Origin of the sequence: Nonomuraea longicatena (assembly GCF_039525605.1) — a bacterium.
Taxonomy (GTDB): Bacteria; Actinomycetota; Actinomycetes; order Streptosporangiales; family Streptosporangiaceae; genus Nonomuraea; species Nonomuraea longicatena.
Map to the genome: position 1 here is coordinate 165,805 of NZ_BAAAHQ010000025.1, position 15,071 is coordinate 180,875.

The 15,071-nt window shown below is 71.9% G+C and carries 21 protein-coding genes; 11 read left to right on the top strand and 10 right to left on the bottom strand.

The annotated features are described in order from the left end of the window. Positions 1–4 precede the first annotated feature (4 nt). Positions 5–388, top strand: coding sequence for a VOC family protein (locus ABD120_RS25090; RefSeq protein WP_343952500.1), 384 nt, complete (start codon positions 5–7; stop codon positions 386–388). A gap of 152 nt (positions 389–540) precedes the next feature. Here ABD120_RS25090 and ABD120_RS25095 read toward each other — a convergent pair whose 3' ends face one another. Next, positions 541–729 (bottom strand): hypothetical protein, encoded by a 189-nt coding sequence (locus tag ABD120_RS25095; protein WP_343952501.1) that lies wholly within the window; start codon positions 727–729, stop codon positions 541–543. Between the two features lie 274 nt (positions 730–1,003). Between ABD120_RS25095 and ABD120_RS25100 the strand changes: the two genes are divergently transcribed. Beyond that, entirely contained in the window at positions 1,004–1,957 is a 954-nt protein-coding gene (locus ABD120_RS25100) for a haloalkane dehalogenase (RefSeq protein WP_343952502.1), read from the top strand. Positions 1,958–2,072: 115 nt separating this feature from the next. On the opposite strand, the gene ABD120_RS25105 is transcribed toward ABD120_RS25100, so the two are convergent. Next, positions 2,073–2,411, bottom strand: coding sequence for a hypothetical protein (locus ABD120_RS25105; RefSeq protein ID WP_343952503.1), 339 nt, complete (start codon positions 2,409–2,411; stop codon positions 2,073–2,075). 90 nt (positions 2,412–2,501) lie between these two features. Between ABD120_RS25105 and ABD120_RS25110 the strand changes: the two genes are divergently transcribed. Next, the gene (locus ABD120_RS25110; RefSeq protein WP_343952504.1) at positions 2,502–3,092 is read left to right on the top strand and encodes an alpha/beta hydrolase family protein; all 591 of its coding nucleotides are present in this window, start codon (positions 2,502–2,504) and stop codon (positions 3,090–3,092) included. 1 nt (position 3,093) lies between these two features. Here ABD120_RS25110 and ABD120_RS25115 read toward each other — a convergent pair whose 3' ends face one another. Further along, complete coding sequence (locus ABD120_RS25115) at positions 3,094–3,285, bottom strand: DUF5999 family protein (RefSeq protein WP_343952505.1); 192 nt, start codon at positions 3,283–3,285, stop codon at positions 3,094–3,096. 208 nt (positions 3,286–3,493) lie between these two features. Further along, complete coding sequence (locus tag ABD120_RS25120) at positions 3,494–4,054, bottom strand: TetR/AcrR family transcriptional regulator C-terminal domain-containing protein (RefSeq protein WP_343952506.1); 561 nt, start codon at positions 4,052–4,054, stop codon at positions 3,494–3,496. Between the two features lie 104 nt (positions 4,055–4,158). Here ABD120_RS25120 and ABD120_RS25125 point away from each other — a divergent pair, with 104 nt between their 5' ends. The 3 genes from ABD120_RS25125 (at position 4,159) to ABD120_RS25135 (ending at position 5,608) form a co-directional block, all read left to right on the top strand. Next, positions 4,159–4,551, top strand: a complete 393-nt coding sequence (locus tag ABD120_RS25125; protein WP_343952507.1) for a hypothetical protein — start codon at positions 4,159–4,161, stop codon at positions 4,549–4,551. A 297-nt stretch (positions 4,552–4,848) separates the two neighbouring features. After that, on the top strand, positions 4,849–5,208 hold the full coding sequence (locus ABD120_RS25130; RefSeq protein WP_343952508.1) for an RNHCP domain-containing protein: 360 nt from the start codon (positions 4,849–4,851) through the stop codon (positions 5,206–5,208). Between the two features lies 1 nt (position 5,209). Further along, on the top strand, positions 5,210–5,608 hold the full coding sequence (locus ABD120_RS25135) for an RNHCP domain-containing protein (RefSeq protein WP_343952509.1): 399 nt from the start codon (positions 5,210–5,212) through the stop codon (positions 5,606–5,608). A 60-nt stretch (positions 5,609–5,668) separates the two neighbouring features. On the opposite strand, the gene ABD120_RS25140 is transcribed toward ABD120_RS25135, so the two are convergent. From ABD120_RS25140 to ABD120_RS25150, 3 genes are all read right to left on the bottom strand, one after another. After that, complete coding sequence (locus ABD120_RS25140) at positions 5,669–6,940, bottom strand: RNA polymerase sigma factor (protein WP_343952510.1); 1,272 nt, start codon at positions 6,938–6,940, stop codon at positions 5,669–5,671. A gap of 173 nt (positions 6,941–7,113) precedes the next feature. After that, positions 7,114–7,413 carry a hypothetical protein gene (locus ABD120_RS25145; protein ID WP_343952511.1) on the bottom strand — a complete coding sequence of 100 codons (300 nt, stop codon included), beginning with the start codon at positions 7,411–7,413 and terminating at the stop codon, positions 7,114–7,116. A 46-nt stretch (positions 7,414–7,459) separates the two neighbouring features. Next, the gene (locus ABD120_RS25150; protein WP_343952513.1) at positions 7,460–8,578 is read right to left on the bottom strand and encodes an AMP-binding protein; all 1,119 of its coding nucleotides are present in this window, start codon (positions 8,576–8,578) and stop codon (positions 7,460–7,462) included. Positions 8,579–8,608: 30 nt separating this feature from the next. Between ABD120_RS25150 and ABD120_RS25155 the strand changes: the two genes are divergently transcribed. Next, entirely contained in the window at positions 8,609–9,553 is a 945-nt protein-coding gene (locus ABD120_RS25155) for an o-succinylbenzoate synthase (protein WP_425564027.1), read from the top strand. Continuing rightward, complete coding sequence (gene menD, locus ABD120_RS25160) at positions 9,550–11,208, top strand: 2-succinyl-5-enolpyruvyl-6-hydroxy-3-cyclohexene-1-carboxylic-acid synthase (protein WP_343952515.1); 1,659 nt, start codon at positions 9,550–9,552, stop codon at positions 11,206–11,208. The genes ABD120_RS25155 and menD overlap by 4 nt, the downstream gene beginning before the upstream one ends. Before the next feature lie 130 nt (positions 11,209–11,338). Here menD and ABD120_RS25165 read toward each other — a convergent pair whose 3' ends face one another. After that, complete coding sequence (locus ABD120_RS25165) at positions 11,339–11,965, bottom strand: class I SAM-dependent methyltransferase (RefSeq protein ID WP_343952516.1); 627 nt, start codon at positions 11,963–11,965, stop codon at positions 11,339–11,341. 188 nt (positions 11,966–12,153) lie between these two features. Between ABD120_RS25165 and ABD120_RS25170 the strand changes: the two genes are divergently transcribed. Both ABD120_RS25170 and ABD120_RS25175 read left to right on the top strand, forming a co-directional pair. Continuing rightward, positions 12,154–12,726, top strand: a complete 573-nt coding sequence (locus ABD120_RS25170; protein WP_343952517.1) for a dihydrofolate reductase family protein — start codon at positions 12,154–12,156, stop codon at positions 12,724–12,726. A 17-nt stretch (positions 12,727–12,743) separates the two neighbouring features. Continuing rightward, positions 12,744–12,902, top strand: coding sequence for a hypothetical protein (locus ABD120_RS25175; protein ID WP_343952518.1), 159 nt, complete (start codon positions 12,744–12,746; stop codon positions 12,900–12,902). 54 nt (positions 12,903–12,956) lie between these two features. On the opposite strand, the gene ABD120_RS25180 is transcribed toward ABD120_RS25175, so the two are convergent. Continuing rightward, complete coding sequence (locus ABD120_RS25180) at positions 12,957–13,520, bottom strand: TetR/AcrR family transcriptional regulator (RefSeq protein ID WP_343952519.1); 564 nt, start codon at positions 13,518–13,520, stop codon at positions 12,957–12,959. Between the two features lie 133 nt (positions 13,521–13,653). Between ABD120_RS25180 and ABD120_RS25185 the strand changes: the two genes are divergently transcribed. After that, on the top strand, positions 13,654–14,424 hold the full coding sequence (locus tag ABD120_RS25185) for a phosphotransferase enzyme family protein (protein WP_343952520.1): 771 nt from the start codon (positions 13,654–13,656) through the stop codon (positions 14,422–14,424). Between the two features lie 24 nt (positions 14,425–14,448). Here the strand turns inward: ABD120_RS25185 and ABD120_RS25190 are convergent, their stop codons facing one another. Beyond that, a complete protein-coding gene (locus ABD120_RS25190; RefSeq protein ID WP_343952521.1) occupies positions 14,449–15,033 on the bottom strand; it encodes a TetR/AcrR family transcriptional regulator in 585 nt (194 codons plus the stop codon). Between the last annotated feature and the right edge of the window lie 38 nt (positions 15,034–15,071).

The window sequence follows — 15,071 nt, forward strand, 5'->3', positions numbered from 1 at the left end:
GGGCATGGCATGCCGCATCAGTGAGTTGGTCATAGAAGCCGCCGACCCCGAACTGCTCGCCGCGTTCTGGAGCGGGGTCCTCGGCTACGTCGAACTCGGGCGGGAGGAGGACGGGAGCATCGAGATCGGGCCGCCCGGCGTCGGGTTCGGCGGCCTGCGGCCCACCCTCATCCTCAGCCCGAACAGCGAGCCTCGGGCGGGGAAGCCGCGACTGCACATCGACGTCAACGCCACCGACCGCGATCAGGACGCCGAACTGGAGCGGCTGCTCGCTCTCGGTGCCAAACCCGCCGACGTCGGCCAGACGGGCGAGGAGAGCTGGCATGTCCTGGCCGACCCGGAAGGCAATGAATTCTGCCTCCTGCGCGCCCGGCTCCAGCCTCTCTGACCGTTCTGGCCATTGCTTCGCCCTGCCCTCCGGCCGGACGCCCGGCGGTTGGTCGCGTTCGAGGGCGGCCAGAAGCCGCTCCGCGGTGATCTCGCCTGGGCGCGACCGATCGATGACGTCGGCCCGCGGCGGAGCCGGATCGGTCTCGACTCTCAGCCCTTGTCGGGTCGGCTCGGCGGTTTCGGGGGTGTGTGCAGGATCTTGGTGAGCAGGGTGTCGCGGTCGTGGAGGGCGGTGCGGCCCGCGTCGGTGAGTGACAGCAGGTGGGTCCGGCGGTTGGCGGGGTTGCGGGTGCGGGTGAAGCGGCCGGTGGCCTGGAGGCGGTCGAGGAGTCTCACCATGATGGTGCGGTTGATGCCGAGGCGGTGAGCGAGGTCCTGCTGGGAGGGGGCCGTCTTCGCCGGCGAGGATGTCGAGGACGACGAAGTCGCGGGCCTGCGAGCCGTCGTGGACGGTGTGGGTGGTGGCGGCACACGCGGCATGGCAGGTGGCCGGTGGCGGTGTGCAAGGGGCCGGTCTCGTCGTCGACGGTGGGTTCGGTGTGGTGGGGCATGGGGTGGTCCTTCTTCCTGGCGTGATGTTAGCAGGTTGATGGTTGGATCAGAATTAGTTGGGATGTTGACAGTTGGGGATGTGTGGATCTACGGTCTGAGCATCACTGCATCGAAGGGTCAAACGATCATGAAAACCGTCGCCGTCCTCGACTCCCATCTCGCCTACACCGAGACCGGACAGGGGGAGTCGCCGGTGGTGTTCCTGCACGGCAGCCCCACCTCGTCCCACCTCTGGCGCAATGTCATCCCGCACGTCGCCGATCGCGCCAGGGTCCTTGCCCCGGACCTGATCGGGATGGGCGCCTCGGGAAAGCCCGACATCGGTTACCGCTTCGCCGACCACGCCCGCTACCTGGATGCGTGGTTCGAGGCGATGGGACTGGAGGAGGTCGTCCTGGTCGGCCACGACTGGGGCGGCGCGCTGGCCATGGACCGCGCTGCCCGCCACCCCGGCCTGGTGCGGGGCCTCGCCGTACTGGAGACGTTCCTGCGGCCGCAGGCGTGGGCGGAACTGCCGCAGGACGTGATCGACCATGCCCGGGCCCTGCGCACTCCCGGGCTCGGAGAGCGGCTGCTGCTGGAGGAGAACGCGGCCATCGAGTACGCCCTGCCGCACCCGTTCGCCGTCAAGACCGGCCTCGCCGTGGAAGACCACGACATCTATCGGGCGCCCTACCCCGACCCGGCCTCACGGCGTCCGCTCCTGCAGTGGCCGAGGGAGATTCCCTACGACCGCGAACCGGCCGATGTGGCCGAACGCATGGACGCCTACGGCGCCTGGCTCGCCACCAGCCCCGAGGTGCCCAAACTGCTCCTCACGGTGGAGGAGGGCGTCGGTATCGCCTCCCCCGAGATCGTGGACTGGGCCCGACGGAACATCGCCGCCCTGGAGATCGAGGGCATCGGGCCCGCCGGCCACCAGGCCCCCGAGGACCAGCCGCACGCCATCGGCCGGGCCGTCGCCGGCTGGCTGACCCGGCACCGTCTTCTCACGCCGGCCCGGACGAGCGTCTGAACCGCGAGCGCGGCGGCGGCCGGCCCCCGTCATCGCCCGCCGGGCCGGCTACTCGGAGTCCTCCGCGCTGAGCGTCGCCTTCAAGCGCCGCAGGGGCCTCAGCCCGAGTACCGCCTCAGCGTCGCAGGATGATCGCCGCAGCCGCGGCGACGTTGACGACGGCGATCGCCAGCCAGGTGATCACCAGCCCGAGGGCGCCCGCGTTGGACACGGCGATGGCGGTGAGCGGGATGCCGAGCCCGATCGAGCCCAGCGCGACCTTAATGATCTCCCCACCCCCCTGCTTCGTGCGGGCGGGGCGGCCCGGCGCGGCGTCGAGCTCGGCGCGCACGCGGGCGGCGATGGTCTCCTCCAGGCGCTCGACGAAGGAGTCCGCGAGGACGCGATCGTAGTCCGGCCCGAGTTCGTCGCGGGCGTCCAGCGTCGCCTGCAGGTCTTCACGGAGTGGCCGCATGTCTGCCATGGCGCCATTCTCGCGGAGGGGCGGCGCGCCGTCATCCGTCCTGAGGGCCAGGCCGAGATCCTCCCCAGGTACGGTTGCGCCATGGAGATCACCACCCCGCGCGGCCCGGCCCGCGTCGACATCGACCAGGCGGACGGGGCGCGGCTGCTGCTGGTGCTCACGCACGGTTCCGCGGGCGGGGTGGAGGCGCCCGACCTGCTGGCGGTCCGCGATGCGGCGCTGGCGGCGGGCGTCACGGTGGCCCGGGTGACGCAGCCGTTCCGGCTGGCGGGCGCCCGCGCGCCCGGCTCGGCCGCGCGTCAGGACGAGGCGTGGACGACGGTGGTGGCGCGGCTGCGGGCGCGATTCCCCGCGCTGACCCTGGTGCAGGGCGGCCGCAGCAACGGCGCCAGGGTGGCCTGCCGTACGGCCACGCAGGTCGGGGCGGCGGCGGCGGTGGCACTGGCCTTCCCCCTGCATCCGCCGGGCAAGCCGGAACGTTCCAGGGCCGAGGAGCTGCGGCAGGCGGGTGTTGACGTGCTGGTGGTCAACGGCGAGCGGGATCCGTTCGGTGTCCCCGACCCGGCAGACGCCACCGAACTGGTGGTGCTGCCGGGCGAGGGACACGACCTGAAGCGGAGTCCCGGCGAGGTGGGCGAGGTCGTCGCCCGGTGGATCACGCGCTACGCGTGAGTCAGGCGGCTCCCACCGTGGGGCGGTGGGGGGCGATGACGGTGCCGCCGGGAAGGAGCTCACCGGTGTCCTCGAACAGGACGACGCCGTTGCAGAGGAGGCTCCACCCCTGCTCGGGGTGGCTGGCGAGGGTTTTGGCAGCCTCGCGGTCGGGGCCCTCGGCAGACGGACAGACCGGGTCGTGCGGGCACATCGGCGTGCCTCCGATATCTCGTGGGTTGCTCCACGCTCTGACCGGACGGGGAGCGACTCGGGTGGTTCGTTTCCTTGCAAGTCTGCGACGTACGTCACAGAGACCGACATAGCCCGTTCGGGCGGTTAGAGGAGTGCCCCGGGGACGGCCTGTGACTTATGACACAGCCTGCTATATGCAGGATAACGGTCAAAGCTCGACACGCCGACTAAATCTGCAATCCTTTAATGAGCGCGTCGAGCCCCCGCTCGAAGTCGGCGTCCGCGGCGGTGTCGCGGCGGGTCCAGGTGTCGACCTCGGGGTCGGCCCACCCCGACCGCTGGACCTCCACGGCGACGCTGCCGAACACGAAGGCGCGCATGGTCCGCACGGCCTCCTCGGCCGCCGGCAGTCCCGCGTCGGCCAGTTGGTCGGTCTGCTCCCTGATCGACAGCGCCGTCGCGCCCTTGGGCGGTTTGGTCAGCGCCAGGGCGAGGACCCCCGGATGGTCGCGCAGCGCCTCACGGCCGGCCCTGCACCAGGCCCGCGCGGTGTCCTGCCAGGTGGGCAGAGGCTCGACCTGGATCGCCGTGACGTGCTCGGCCAGGGCGTCCATGAGCGCCTCCTTGCCGCGCGGCAGGTGGTGGTAGATCGCCATGGCCTCCACCTCCAGCGCGTCGCCGAGCCTGCGCATGGTCAGGCGCCGCAGCCCCTGGCTGTCGGCGATGTGCAGCGCCGCGTCGATGATGCGCTCGCGCGACAGGGGGATCGGTGGTCGTTTGGCGGGCATGCAAGAAATCTACACTGTAAAGGTGCTCGCGCGGGTCCGATTACAGCCTGTGTCGCGGACCGGCGTACGCTACCGCTGACAGGCACAGCTAGAAGGGGCGATTCATGGCGTTTTTCCGTCCGCGGGTGAGCCGCGAGGCCGAGGTCCGCTACCACGCGGATGTCGAGATCTCCAAGAGTTTCCCCGCTTTGCTGGCCGAGGCGGGAAAGGCCGAGCAGACGGTGCGCGACCTGCGCGCCGCCGACGCGCCCGAACTGGAGTTGCGCGCGGCCGGCCTCGCCTTCGACAAGGCGCTGACCGAGGCGCTGCGCGGCGCCGAGGCGGGCCGGCGGGCCACTTTCGGCGTCAAGGCCTACGACGACCGCATCGCCCGCCGCAAGGCCAAGGCCACCCCCAAGGGCGCCCGCTGGAGCGCCGAGGTCGAGCGCCTGCGCACCCTGCGCGAGGAGAACCGTATGTGGGGCATCCCGCGCGCCCCGAGGCCCGTCACCTTCTGAGCATCCGCTCCGGCGCCCGGACACGCCCATTACGGGCTGGTCCGGGCGTTCGCGTGTTCCAGGGCCGAAAACCGGTTGAACGGCCTCCATCAGGGCTGTAACGTCCCACGACGTACCCTCTGTCGGACTTCAATCCGGCCGCCAGGCCGTAGAAAGGTGTGATTTATGACCCAGCGTGCGCCGAGCGTGACTTACCACGCGCAGGCGTTCACCCACCTTCACTGACCGCCTGGCGCAAGCCCGCTCGGCGCTCCCTTGCTTGTCCCTTTCACATGAGAGCTTGCAAGGAGTTCCTGGGTGTCTCACTCCCGCTCGGTGCTGCGCACCGAGACTTTCACGTGCGTACGCTGCGGCCTGACGGCCACGACCGCGAGCCCCGCGGGTGTACGCCGCAACCACTGCCCCCGCTGTCTGTACTCCCGGCACGTCGTCGACCACGTCGAGGGCGGACCGTCCGAGTGCGGCGCGCGTATGGCCCCGATCGCGGTCGCGGTCCTGCGCGACGGCGACTGGGCGCTCATCCACCGGTGCGTCACCTGCGGCGAACTGACCTCGAGTCCGATCGCCGGAGACGACAACCAGTTCATCCTCATGCGGATGGCCGTGCGGCCACTGGCCGAACCGCCGTTCCCGCTTGAGACCTTCGGGGACCTGTGACATGCCGCGCAACAACGCGAGCACGCGCAACCCCCAACGTGCCAAGACCGTCCTGCACGGGCCCGGCGGCGAGCGCGGCGACGCCTTCCGCTGCGTGGGCTGCCGGCTGGACGTCCCGCTCATGGCAGCGGGCACGGCGCACCGCAACCACTGCCCGCACTGCCTGAGCAGCCTGCACGTCGACCGCACCCCGGGCGACCGGCGTGCCACCTGCCGAGGCCGCATGACGGCGCTCAGCGTCACCGTGCGCGACGGCGGGGAATGGCTGATCGTGCACCACTGCCAGCGGTGCGGCGGGCTCAGCGTCAACCGCATCGCCGGCGACGACAACGCGCTGGCACTGATGCGGCTGGCGATGCGCCCGCTGCGGATGGCCAGGCAGTCCGCCCCGGCCGGCTGACAGAACGCGAGCACGCCCGGCGCGATCCGCGCCGGGCGTGCTCCCGTGTCCTGAACCGGTTCAGCTGGCCCAGTCGAGCAGCGGCCGGGTGTTGCTCGGGTGCCGCAGCTTCGACAGCGACTCCTTCTCCAGCTGCCTGATGCGCTCGCGGGTCAGCCCGAGGTGCTTGCCGATCTCGTCCAGCGTGTGCGGCTTGCCGTCGACCAGCCCGAACCGCAGCGCCATGATCTTCGACTCGCGCGGGGAGAGGTTGTCGAGCACGCCCCGCAGCTGGTCGCCGAGCAACTGGCGGTCGACGATCTCCGACGCCTCGGGGGAGTCGACGTCCTCGATGAGGTCGCCGATCGTCGTCTCGCCGTCCTCGCCTATCGTCGCGTTCAGCGAGATCGGCTGCCTGCTGGTACGCAGCAGTTCCTCGATCTGGTCGGGGGTCTTGTCCAGCTCGACGGCCAGTTCCTCCGGCGTCGGCTCCCGGCCCAGCCGCTGGTGCATGTCACGCTCGACCCGCGACAACTTCGACAGCATCTCCAGCACGTGGACGGGCAGCCGGATCGTGCGCGCGGAGTCGGCGAAGCCGCGCTGGATGGCCTGCCTGATCCACCACATGGCGTACGTCGAGAACTTGAAGCCCTTGGTGTAGTCGAACTTCTCCACCGCGCGGATCAGCCCGAGATTGCCCTCCTGGACCACGTCCAGCAGCGACATGCCCCGATCGGTGTACTTCTTGGCCACCGACACCACCAGGCGCAGGTTGGCCTCCAGCATGTGGTCCTTGGCCTGCCGGCCGTCCTCGGCGACCATTTCGAGGCCCTCGCGCTCGGCGGCGCCCAGGTCCTCGAACTCCTCCAGCTTGTACTCCGCGTACAGACCGGCCTCGATACGGCGGGCCAGCTCGACCTCCTGAGCGGCCGTCAGCAGCGTCCGCCGCCCGATCGACTTCAGGTACGTGTGCACGGAGTCACCCATGACCGACTGGTTGTCGTCGAGGTCGATGGGCTCGTCCTCAAGCTCGGCGGCCAGCGCGCGCTCGTCCGGCTCGTCGTCGTCCGCATGCTGGGCGATCTTGGACTCCGGCTCCGCCTTTCGGGTAGTCTTCCCGGTACCGGACTTCTTACGGACGGTCTTCTTGGCTGCGGGCCGCTTCCCCTCCTCCGCCAGGGTGACACCGGCGTCGGTCAGCTCGCGCAGGATCGAGCGGCCCTCGGCGGGGCTGATGCCGGCGTGTGCGAACGCCTCGCGTAGCTCCGCGAGAGAGAGGTGACCCTGCGTTCGCCCTCGGTCGAGGAGCTGGTCGAGGGTCGCGGGCGGGGTCGCCACGGCGGTTCTGGGCATGAGGACACCTCCTCCATACGGAGTACAAGCAGTCAGGCAGGTTGTGGTGGGGCGGCTGCGGCCGCTCGGCGCACCACCATCAATAACGCCCAGGACCGCCATTTGTTCCCGGCGACCATGAAAAAGGGGCGGATCACCGCTGGGCGACCCACCCCCGACGGCCTCCGGCGAGGCTAGTCGGCGAGCACGAACTCACCGGGTTTCACCTCGGGCATCGGCATCGGCTGGGCGCCCTCGACGCGCTCGTCCGTCCAGTACTCGATGACCCGCTGCGGATCGGGGTTGAGCTCCGTGGACACCACGCTGTCCGGGGCGGACGGCTCCTCGGGTGCGGCCTTCTCGACCTGCGCCCTGGTCTGCTCCGGGATCTCGCTCAGCCCGCCCGACGAGGCCGCCGCCGCGACGGAGAAACCACCGACGAGTATCACGCCGACGACTCCCGCGGACGCCCACATCTTGCGGGTCTGGTTCATGAAGGCTCCCTTCCTGGGTCGCCTGCTTTGACGCATCCGCCCCCGCTCAGGTTCCGACGCGCAGCCGGACGACGTCGGTCTTGCCGTTCGGCAGCAGCGGCAGACTGGGCAGCAGCCGCAGTTCGCGCGGCGCGCAGTAGGAGGGCAGGCGGCTCTTGGCGTAGGCGCGCAACTGCGCGAGCGTCGGCGGGCGCGCGGCGTCGGCGGGTACCACCACGGCCACCACCCGCTCACCCCACTCGGGGTCGGGGCAGCCGACGACCGCCACGTCCGCCACCTCCGGATGAGCCGACAGGACCGCCGCGACCTGGACCGCCACCACCTTCTCGCCCCCGGTGTTGATGACGTCGTCGGCGCGGCCGAGCACCCGCAACCGCCCGCCGACCAGTTCGCCGAGGTCGGAGGTGACGAACCAGGGCCCGGCGAACTCCTCGAAGCGGTAGCCGGAGAACAGCATCGGCCCGGCGACGTGGATGCGGCCGTCCTCGCCGATCTTCACATCCACCTGGTCGAGGGGGCGGCCGTCGTACACGCAGCCGCCGCTGGTCTCGCTCATGCCGTACGTCGTGACCACCCGGGCGCCGAGCGCCCGCGCCTCCTCCAGCAGGCCGGGACGGGGCGCCGCGCCGCCCAGCAGGATCGTCCGGAAAACGGACAGGTCGGCACCGCGCTCCACCAGGCGGTGCAGTTGCGTGGGCACCAGGGAGACGTGATCGGCGCCGGACCCGAGGACCTCGGCGGGGGAGAAGCCGTCGTGGATGATCGGCTCGCTGCCGGTGACCGCCGACCTGACCAGCACCTGAAGGCCGGAGATGTGCGACGGCGGCAGGCAGCACAGCCAGCGCTCGCCCGGCGCGGCCTCGACGCGGCGCAACTGCACGGCCGCCGCGGCGTGCAGGGCCGCCGCCGACAGCTGCACCCCCTTGGGCGCGCCGGTGCTGCCGCTGGTGGCGATCACCACCGCGACCTCGTCGGGAACGCCGGCGCCCGCGGGCTGCCGTACGCCGTCGACGTGGGTGGGGCGCAGCGCCGCGAGCGCGTCCTTCGCCTGGCCGGGCAGGAGGGGGAGCACGGCGGGGCCCGCGCCGGACAGCGCGTCGCGCAGCGCGGCGAACAGCTCGGGCCCCGGCGCCGCCGTGAGGGCGTGCAACGCTTTGCTCACCATGCTCGTAAGGTTAGTGGCGACACATCGGACATGAGTGCGGGGAGGATCGTGGAGCGTTCTCCCGTCGTCTTCCGGATCCCGATGCGCACCCGCTTTCGCGGGCAGAGCGTGCGGGAAGGCGTGCTGATCGAGGGCCCCGCCGGCTGGGGGGAGTTCTCCCCCTTCCCCGAGTACGGCCCGCGCGAGTGCGCGCGCTGGCTCGCCTGCGCGCGCGAGGCCGCCGACGAGGGCTGGCCCGACCCCGTCCGGACCTCGATCCCGGTCAACGCCACCGTCCCCGCCGTGTCGCCCGAACAGGCGTTCGACATCGTCCGCCGGTCCGGTTGTGCCACCGCCAAGGTCAAGGTCGCCGAGCACGGCCAGACCTTCGCCGACGACCTCGCCCGCGTCGAGGCCGTCCGCGACGCCCTCGGCCCCTCCGGCGGGCTCCGCGTCGACGCCAACGGCGCCTGGAGCGTCGACCAGGCCCTGCGCAGGCTCAAGGAGCTCGACCGCTACGACCTCGAGTACGCCGAGCAGCCCTGCGCCACCCTCGACGAACTCGCCCGGGTCCGGCGCGGCTGCGACGTGCCCGTCGCCGCCGACGAGTCCATCCGCCGCGCCGAGGATCCCCTGCGGGTCCGCGCCGCCGAGGCCGCCGACATCGCCGTCGTCAAGGTCCAGCCGCTCGGCGGCGTGCGCGCCGCGCTGCGGGTCGTCGAGGCGTGCGGGCTGCCGGCCGTCGTCTCCAGCGCCGTCGAGACCTCCGTCGGGCTCGCCGCCGGCATCGCGCTCGCCGCCTGCCTGCCGTCCCTGCCGTACGCGTGCGGGCTGGCCACCATGAGCCTGCTCGGCGGGGACGTCGTCGCGGACTCCCTCCTGCCCGAGGACGGCCGCATCACCGTGCGCCGTCCCACGGTGGATAATCGGCTCTTGTCGGAGTTCACGGTGGAATCGCCGTCGTGGCTCCGCCGGATGCAGGAGGCAGCCCAGTGAACCCCGCCACCGCGCTGGCGACCGTACTCGTCGACGAGCTGGTGCGCTGCGGCCTCACCGACGTCGTCCTCGCCCCCGGCTCCCGCTCGGCGCCCCTCGCGCTCGCGCTGCACGCCGAGTCGAGGGTCCGCCTGCACGTGCGCATCGACGAGCGCTCCGCCTCCTTCCTCGCGCTCGGCCTGGCCAAACGCTCGGAACGCCCGGTCGCGCTGCTGTGCTCCTCCGGCACCGCCGCCGCCAACTTCCACCCCGCCGTCATCGAGGCCGGCGAGTCCGGCGTGCCGCTGCTCGTCATCACCGCCGACCGCCCGCCCGAGTTGCGCGGCACCGGCGCCAACCAGACCATCGACCAGCTCAAGCTGTACGGCGGCGCCGTCCGCTGGTTCGCCGAGCTCGGCGTCCCGGAGGAGCGGCCCGGCCAGGTCGCCTACTGGCGCTCCCTCGCCTGCCGCGCCTACCAGCGGGCCGTCGGCCCGTCCGACCCCGGGCCGGTCCACCTCAACGCCGCCTTCCGTGAGCCGCTCATCCCCGACGGCGACACCACCTGGTGCGAATCCCTCGACGGCGGCGCCGGCGGCCCCTGGGTGCGCGCCCGCGTCGCCCCGCCGCCCGTCGCCCTGCATCTCCCGCCCACCCGCCGGGGCGTCCTCGTCGTCGCCGACGGCGCCGCCAACGTCCGCCGCTACGTCGCCGCCGCCGGGATGGCCGGCTGGCCCGTGCTGTCGGAGCCCAACGGCGGCGGACGCTACGGCGACCACGCCGTCTCCACCTACCACTTCCTGCTCGGCACCCCCGAGTTCGCCGACGCCCACGAGCCCGACGTCGTCGTCACCCTCGGCCGCCCCGGGCTCTCCCGGCCGCTGCTGTCCTGGCTCAAACGCGCCCAGGAGCACATCGTCGTCGCCCCCGACCTCGCCCGCTGGCCCGACCCCACCCGTTCGGCCACGCAGGTCGCCCAGGCCGTCGAGATCCCCGTCGCCTCCGGCGACGACTCCTGGCTGCACGCCTGGCGCGCGGCCGACGCCGCCGCCCGCGCCGCCGTCGACCACGTCCTCGACGAGTCCGGCCTCAGCGAGCCCCGGCTGGCCCGCGACCTCGTCGACGCGCTGCCCAACGGGGCGCTGCTGTTCTCCGGTTCGTCCATGCCCATCCGCGACCTCGACCAGGCCATGCGGCCCCGGCGCGGCATCCGCGTCCTCGCCAGCCGGGGCGCCTCGGGCATCGACGGGCTGGTCTCCACCGCCATGGGGGCCGCGCTGGCCCACAACGGGCCCGCGTACGCGCTGCTCGGCGACCTGTCGTTCCTCCACGACCAGAACGGTCTCATCCTCGGGCCCCGCGAGCCCCGGCCCGACCTGTGCGTCGTCGTCGTCAACAACGACGGCGGCGGCATCTTCTCCCTGCTGCCCCAGGCGGCGCTGCGGGGGCCGTTCGAGCGGGTGTTCGGGACGCCGCACGGCGTCGACCTCGGGTACGCCGCGGCCGCCACCGGGACGCCGTACACGCTGGTGACGGACGAATCCGAACTCGGCAAGGCGTTGCGCGGCGAGGGACTCCGCGTGGTCGAGGTGCGCTCGGAGCGCGATTCGAACGCCCTCGTGCACGCCCGGCTCAGGGAGTCGGCCCAGCACGCCGTCAGGGCGTCCCTGTCCTGAGCGATCGCCCCGCCGCCGGGACGTCCGTCGGCGGGGACGTCTCATCCGCTGTCTGCGGTCGTGAGTCCCCGTAGGGGCGTCCTCTCGTCCCATGCCCTGTTCGCCCCGGTGGTTGCGGTGGGGCGGACGCTCACGGTTTCCGGGCCCAGAACAGCGCGTGCCCGCTGTCGCCCTCGGGCACGAACTCCTGCGCCGTCACCCGCAGCCCGGCCTCGCCGATCCAGCGGTGGTACGTCGCGGCGTCCGCCTGGCTCCACCACATGCGGGCGGTGCCGCCCAGCCAGGCGTCGTCGCTGCCGGTCCACTCCTGCCAGCCCGTTGTGGCCAGCAGCCATCCGCCGGGGCGCAGCCAGCGGGCCATCCTGGAGATCAGCGAGGGCTGGGCGTCGAGCGGCAGGTGGATGAGGGTGTACAGGCAGACGATCGCATCCAGGCTCGCCTCCTCCCGCTCCAGCGCGGTGGCGTCGGCGCGCACGAAGCCGGCGCCCGGCACCAGGCGCCGGGCCCGTTCGATCTGTACGTCGCTGACGTCCACACCGGTGACACTCAGTCCGGCGTCCACGAGCGCCCTGGCCACCGGCACGCCGCATCCGCACCCCAGGTCGAGCACGTCGCCGCCGGGGCGTGTCCTCGACACCAGCTCCGCCACCCAGGGGCCGTACTGACCGGCCTCGGCGTCGTCGGCGCGATAGCGATGGGACAACGCGTCGTACCCCCTTCGCACCGCCTCGACCGCCGGGTGCGCCTGCTCGGTCATCCGGGCCCCTCTTCTCTGCCTGCTCGTCCTGGACCCTGCGCAGGCTAATCGGCCCGCACCTCGACCGCCTCCGGTTTTCCGGCGAGAACTCCGCGCCCGGCGTGGGGTTCGCGGGAACTTGACGTCACTCTGCTTGTAGTACTACGGTGAAATCACTTCAGACAGAGTGCTTCATCGGGAGTGAAAAGTTGCGAAAGCTTGTGTACTACGTCGGGATCTCCATCGACGGCTACATCGCGGGGCCGGGAGCCGAGGTCGACTTCTATCCGGTGTCCGACCAGATGGCGGCCTGGATCAACGCCCGCTACCCGGAGACCGTCCCCACGCACATCCGTAAGCTCGTCGGACTGGACGGCGAGCCCGGCAGGACCATCGACACGGTGGTCATGGGGCGGGGCACCTACGACCCGGCCCTGGCGGTTTCCATCACCAGTCCCTACTCCCACCTGCGCCAATACGTCGTCTCCAGGACGCTGAAGATCGACGATCCCACGGTGGAGGTGGAGCCGGGCGATCCGGTCGAACTCGTCCGGCGCCTCAAGGCGGAGGACACCGGCATGAACATCTACCTCGCCGGAGGCGGCAAGCTCGCCGCCTCCCTGCTCCCGGAGATCGACGAGATCGTCCTCAAGACCTATCCGGTGGTGGCGGGCGCGGGTATCCCCGTGTTCTCGGGCGAGTTCCAGCCCACCCTGTTCAAGCCCACCCATCGTGAGCATTTCGACAACGGAGCCCAGGTCACCTGGCTCACCCGCGCCTAGAGACCACAAGGAGACAGATGAATATCAAACTTCCCGCCTCGATCACGCAGGCCAAGACCGGCGACCCGGCCCGCTCGTCCCATCAGCGGGCGCAGCCGGTGCGTGAGCTCCGGCCCACCGTCCGGACCGACCTCTCCCGGCGCCCGAGCGCCGCACCACGCCGGAGCGCGTACTGACCGGCCGGCCACGCGGCCCCGGACGTCCCGGCCGGTGCGCGGGCGGGGCCGGGGTCAGGGGCCGAACACCGAGTCCAGCAGGTCGCCGACGAACAGGTCGAGGTCGTTCAGCCCGGCGGCCTCGATCGTCCGCGGGCCGCCCGTCAGGAGATGCAGGACCGCGCTGTGCAAGGCCAGGGTGATCGCCGACACCCGTGCCGGGGTGGCGGGCAGCCCGGCGGCCCGTACGGCCTGCCGGAAGCGAGCGAAGTCGGTGGCGGTGACGGCGTCGAGGACGGCCGCCAGCCATGGCTTGCGGGCCGCTTCGGCCTGCAGCTCGAAGACGGCCTGCAGACGGGGGCGGCCCGGGCCCTCGACATCGGCAAGAAGCGCGGACAGCAGCCTCGCCAGCCCCGCCCGGTCGCTCGGGGGCTCGGCCGGGATCCGGTCGTAGAGTTCCACACAGCGCTCGGCGACCGCTCGGAGCAGGGCGTCCCTGGTCGCGAAGTAGTTCTTGGTCGTGCCCTCCGGCACCTGTGCCACGGCGTCGACGGCCCGATGGGTCAGCCCGCGCGCGCCGGAGCCGGCCAGTACGTCGATGGCGGCATCGCGGAGCCGCTCGCGTCGCTCGGTGTTCACGAACCCAGCATACCCCAGTTGTGGTACTACTATCGTGGTGATCGCCCGCATCTCACCGCGCGTGATCTTCCCGGCCGGATCGGGGTACGGTCGGCGGGAGAACGCCCCCCGGTTCCCGGAAAGCGAGCCTCGCATGACCGACTGGCAGGAGTTCCGCGGCGGCGTCAACGTCGTGCGCCGCCGCGGCGACCTCGTCCACCGGCCGGCCTCCCCGGCCTCCCCGGCGATCCACCGGCTGCTGCGGCACTTGCGCGAGCAGGGCTTCCACGGCGCGCCCGAGCCGAGAGGCTTCGACGCCGACGGCGACGAACTGCTCACCTTCCTCGACGGCGAGGTGCCGGGCGCGCTCACCCCGGACCTGCGCACGCCCGAACTCCTCACCTCGGCCGCCGCGCTGCTGCGGGCCCTGCACGACGCGAGCGCCACGTTCCGGCCGCGTCCCGGCGACCTCTGGTCGTCGCCGGTCCGGCATCCGGCCGAGGTCGTGTGCCACGGCGACGCCGTCCAGTACAACTGCGTGGTGAAGGACGGCGTCGCGGTCGGCTTCATCGACTTCGACACGGCGCACCCCGGCCCGCGCGTCTGGGACGTCGCCTACGCCGTGTACCGGTTCGCGCCGCTGCAGGGGCCGGACAACCCGGAGGGCTTCGGCACGCCGCAGGAGCAGGGCCGCAGGGCCGCCGCCTTCTGCCGGGTGTACGGGCCGGGCGTGGGAGCCGAGGTCGTCGACGTCGTCCCCGACCGGCTGCGGGCCCTCGTCGACTTCATGCGCGAGCAGGCCGCGCGGGGCAGCGCGGCCTTCCGGCAGCACCTCCAGGACGGTCACGCCGACCTGTACGAGGCGGACATCCGGTATCTGCGCGCCCAGCGCGCCACGCTGCGCGCCGCCTTCGGGGCGGGGTAACCGCGTAGCGCGAGAGGAGCGGGGTCAGGTCAGGGAGTCGAGCCAGGCCGTCAGGGCGGCACCCTGGCTGGTCATGATCTCCGGGTCGTGGAGGGCGTTGGACAGCAGTGACATGCCCTGGTACGCGGCCACGAACGTGATCGCGTGGTCCGCCGCACCGGGCAGGCCGAGTGCGCGGAACTGCCGTTCGGCCCAGTCGACCAGCATGCGGATGACCTCGCCGGCCTCACGGTCGAGGACGCCGTCGGCGCGTTTGTCGAGTTCGGCGGCCAGCGTGCCGGTGGGGCAGCCGTACCGGGCGGCGACCTCCCGCTGCTCCACCCAGGCGGCCACCAGCGTCTTGAGGCGTTCGCGCGGGTCCGGCAGGCGGTCGAGACCGTCGGTGATCTCCTCAAGGCGGGCGGTGTGTTCGGACAGGGCGGCCCGTACCAGGTCGTCCTTCGTCTTGAAGTAGTAGTACACGTTGCCCACGGGCACGTCGGCGGCGTGGGCGATGTCGGCGATGGTGGTGCGTTCGACGCCTTGGTGGTGGAGGACCTGCGCGGCGGCGGCGCTCAGCCGTCGCCGTTTGTCGGCGCCACGGCGCCTGGTCCCGGGTGAGTCAGTCACCCGACTCACTATAGCCACGCGGTCGTTTCCTGTGCTAC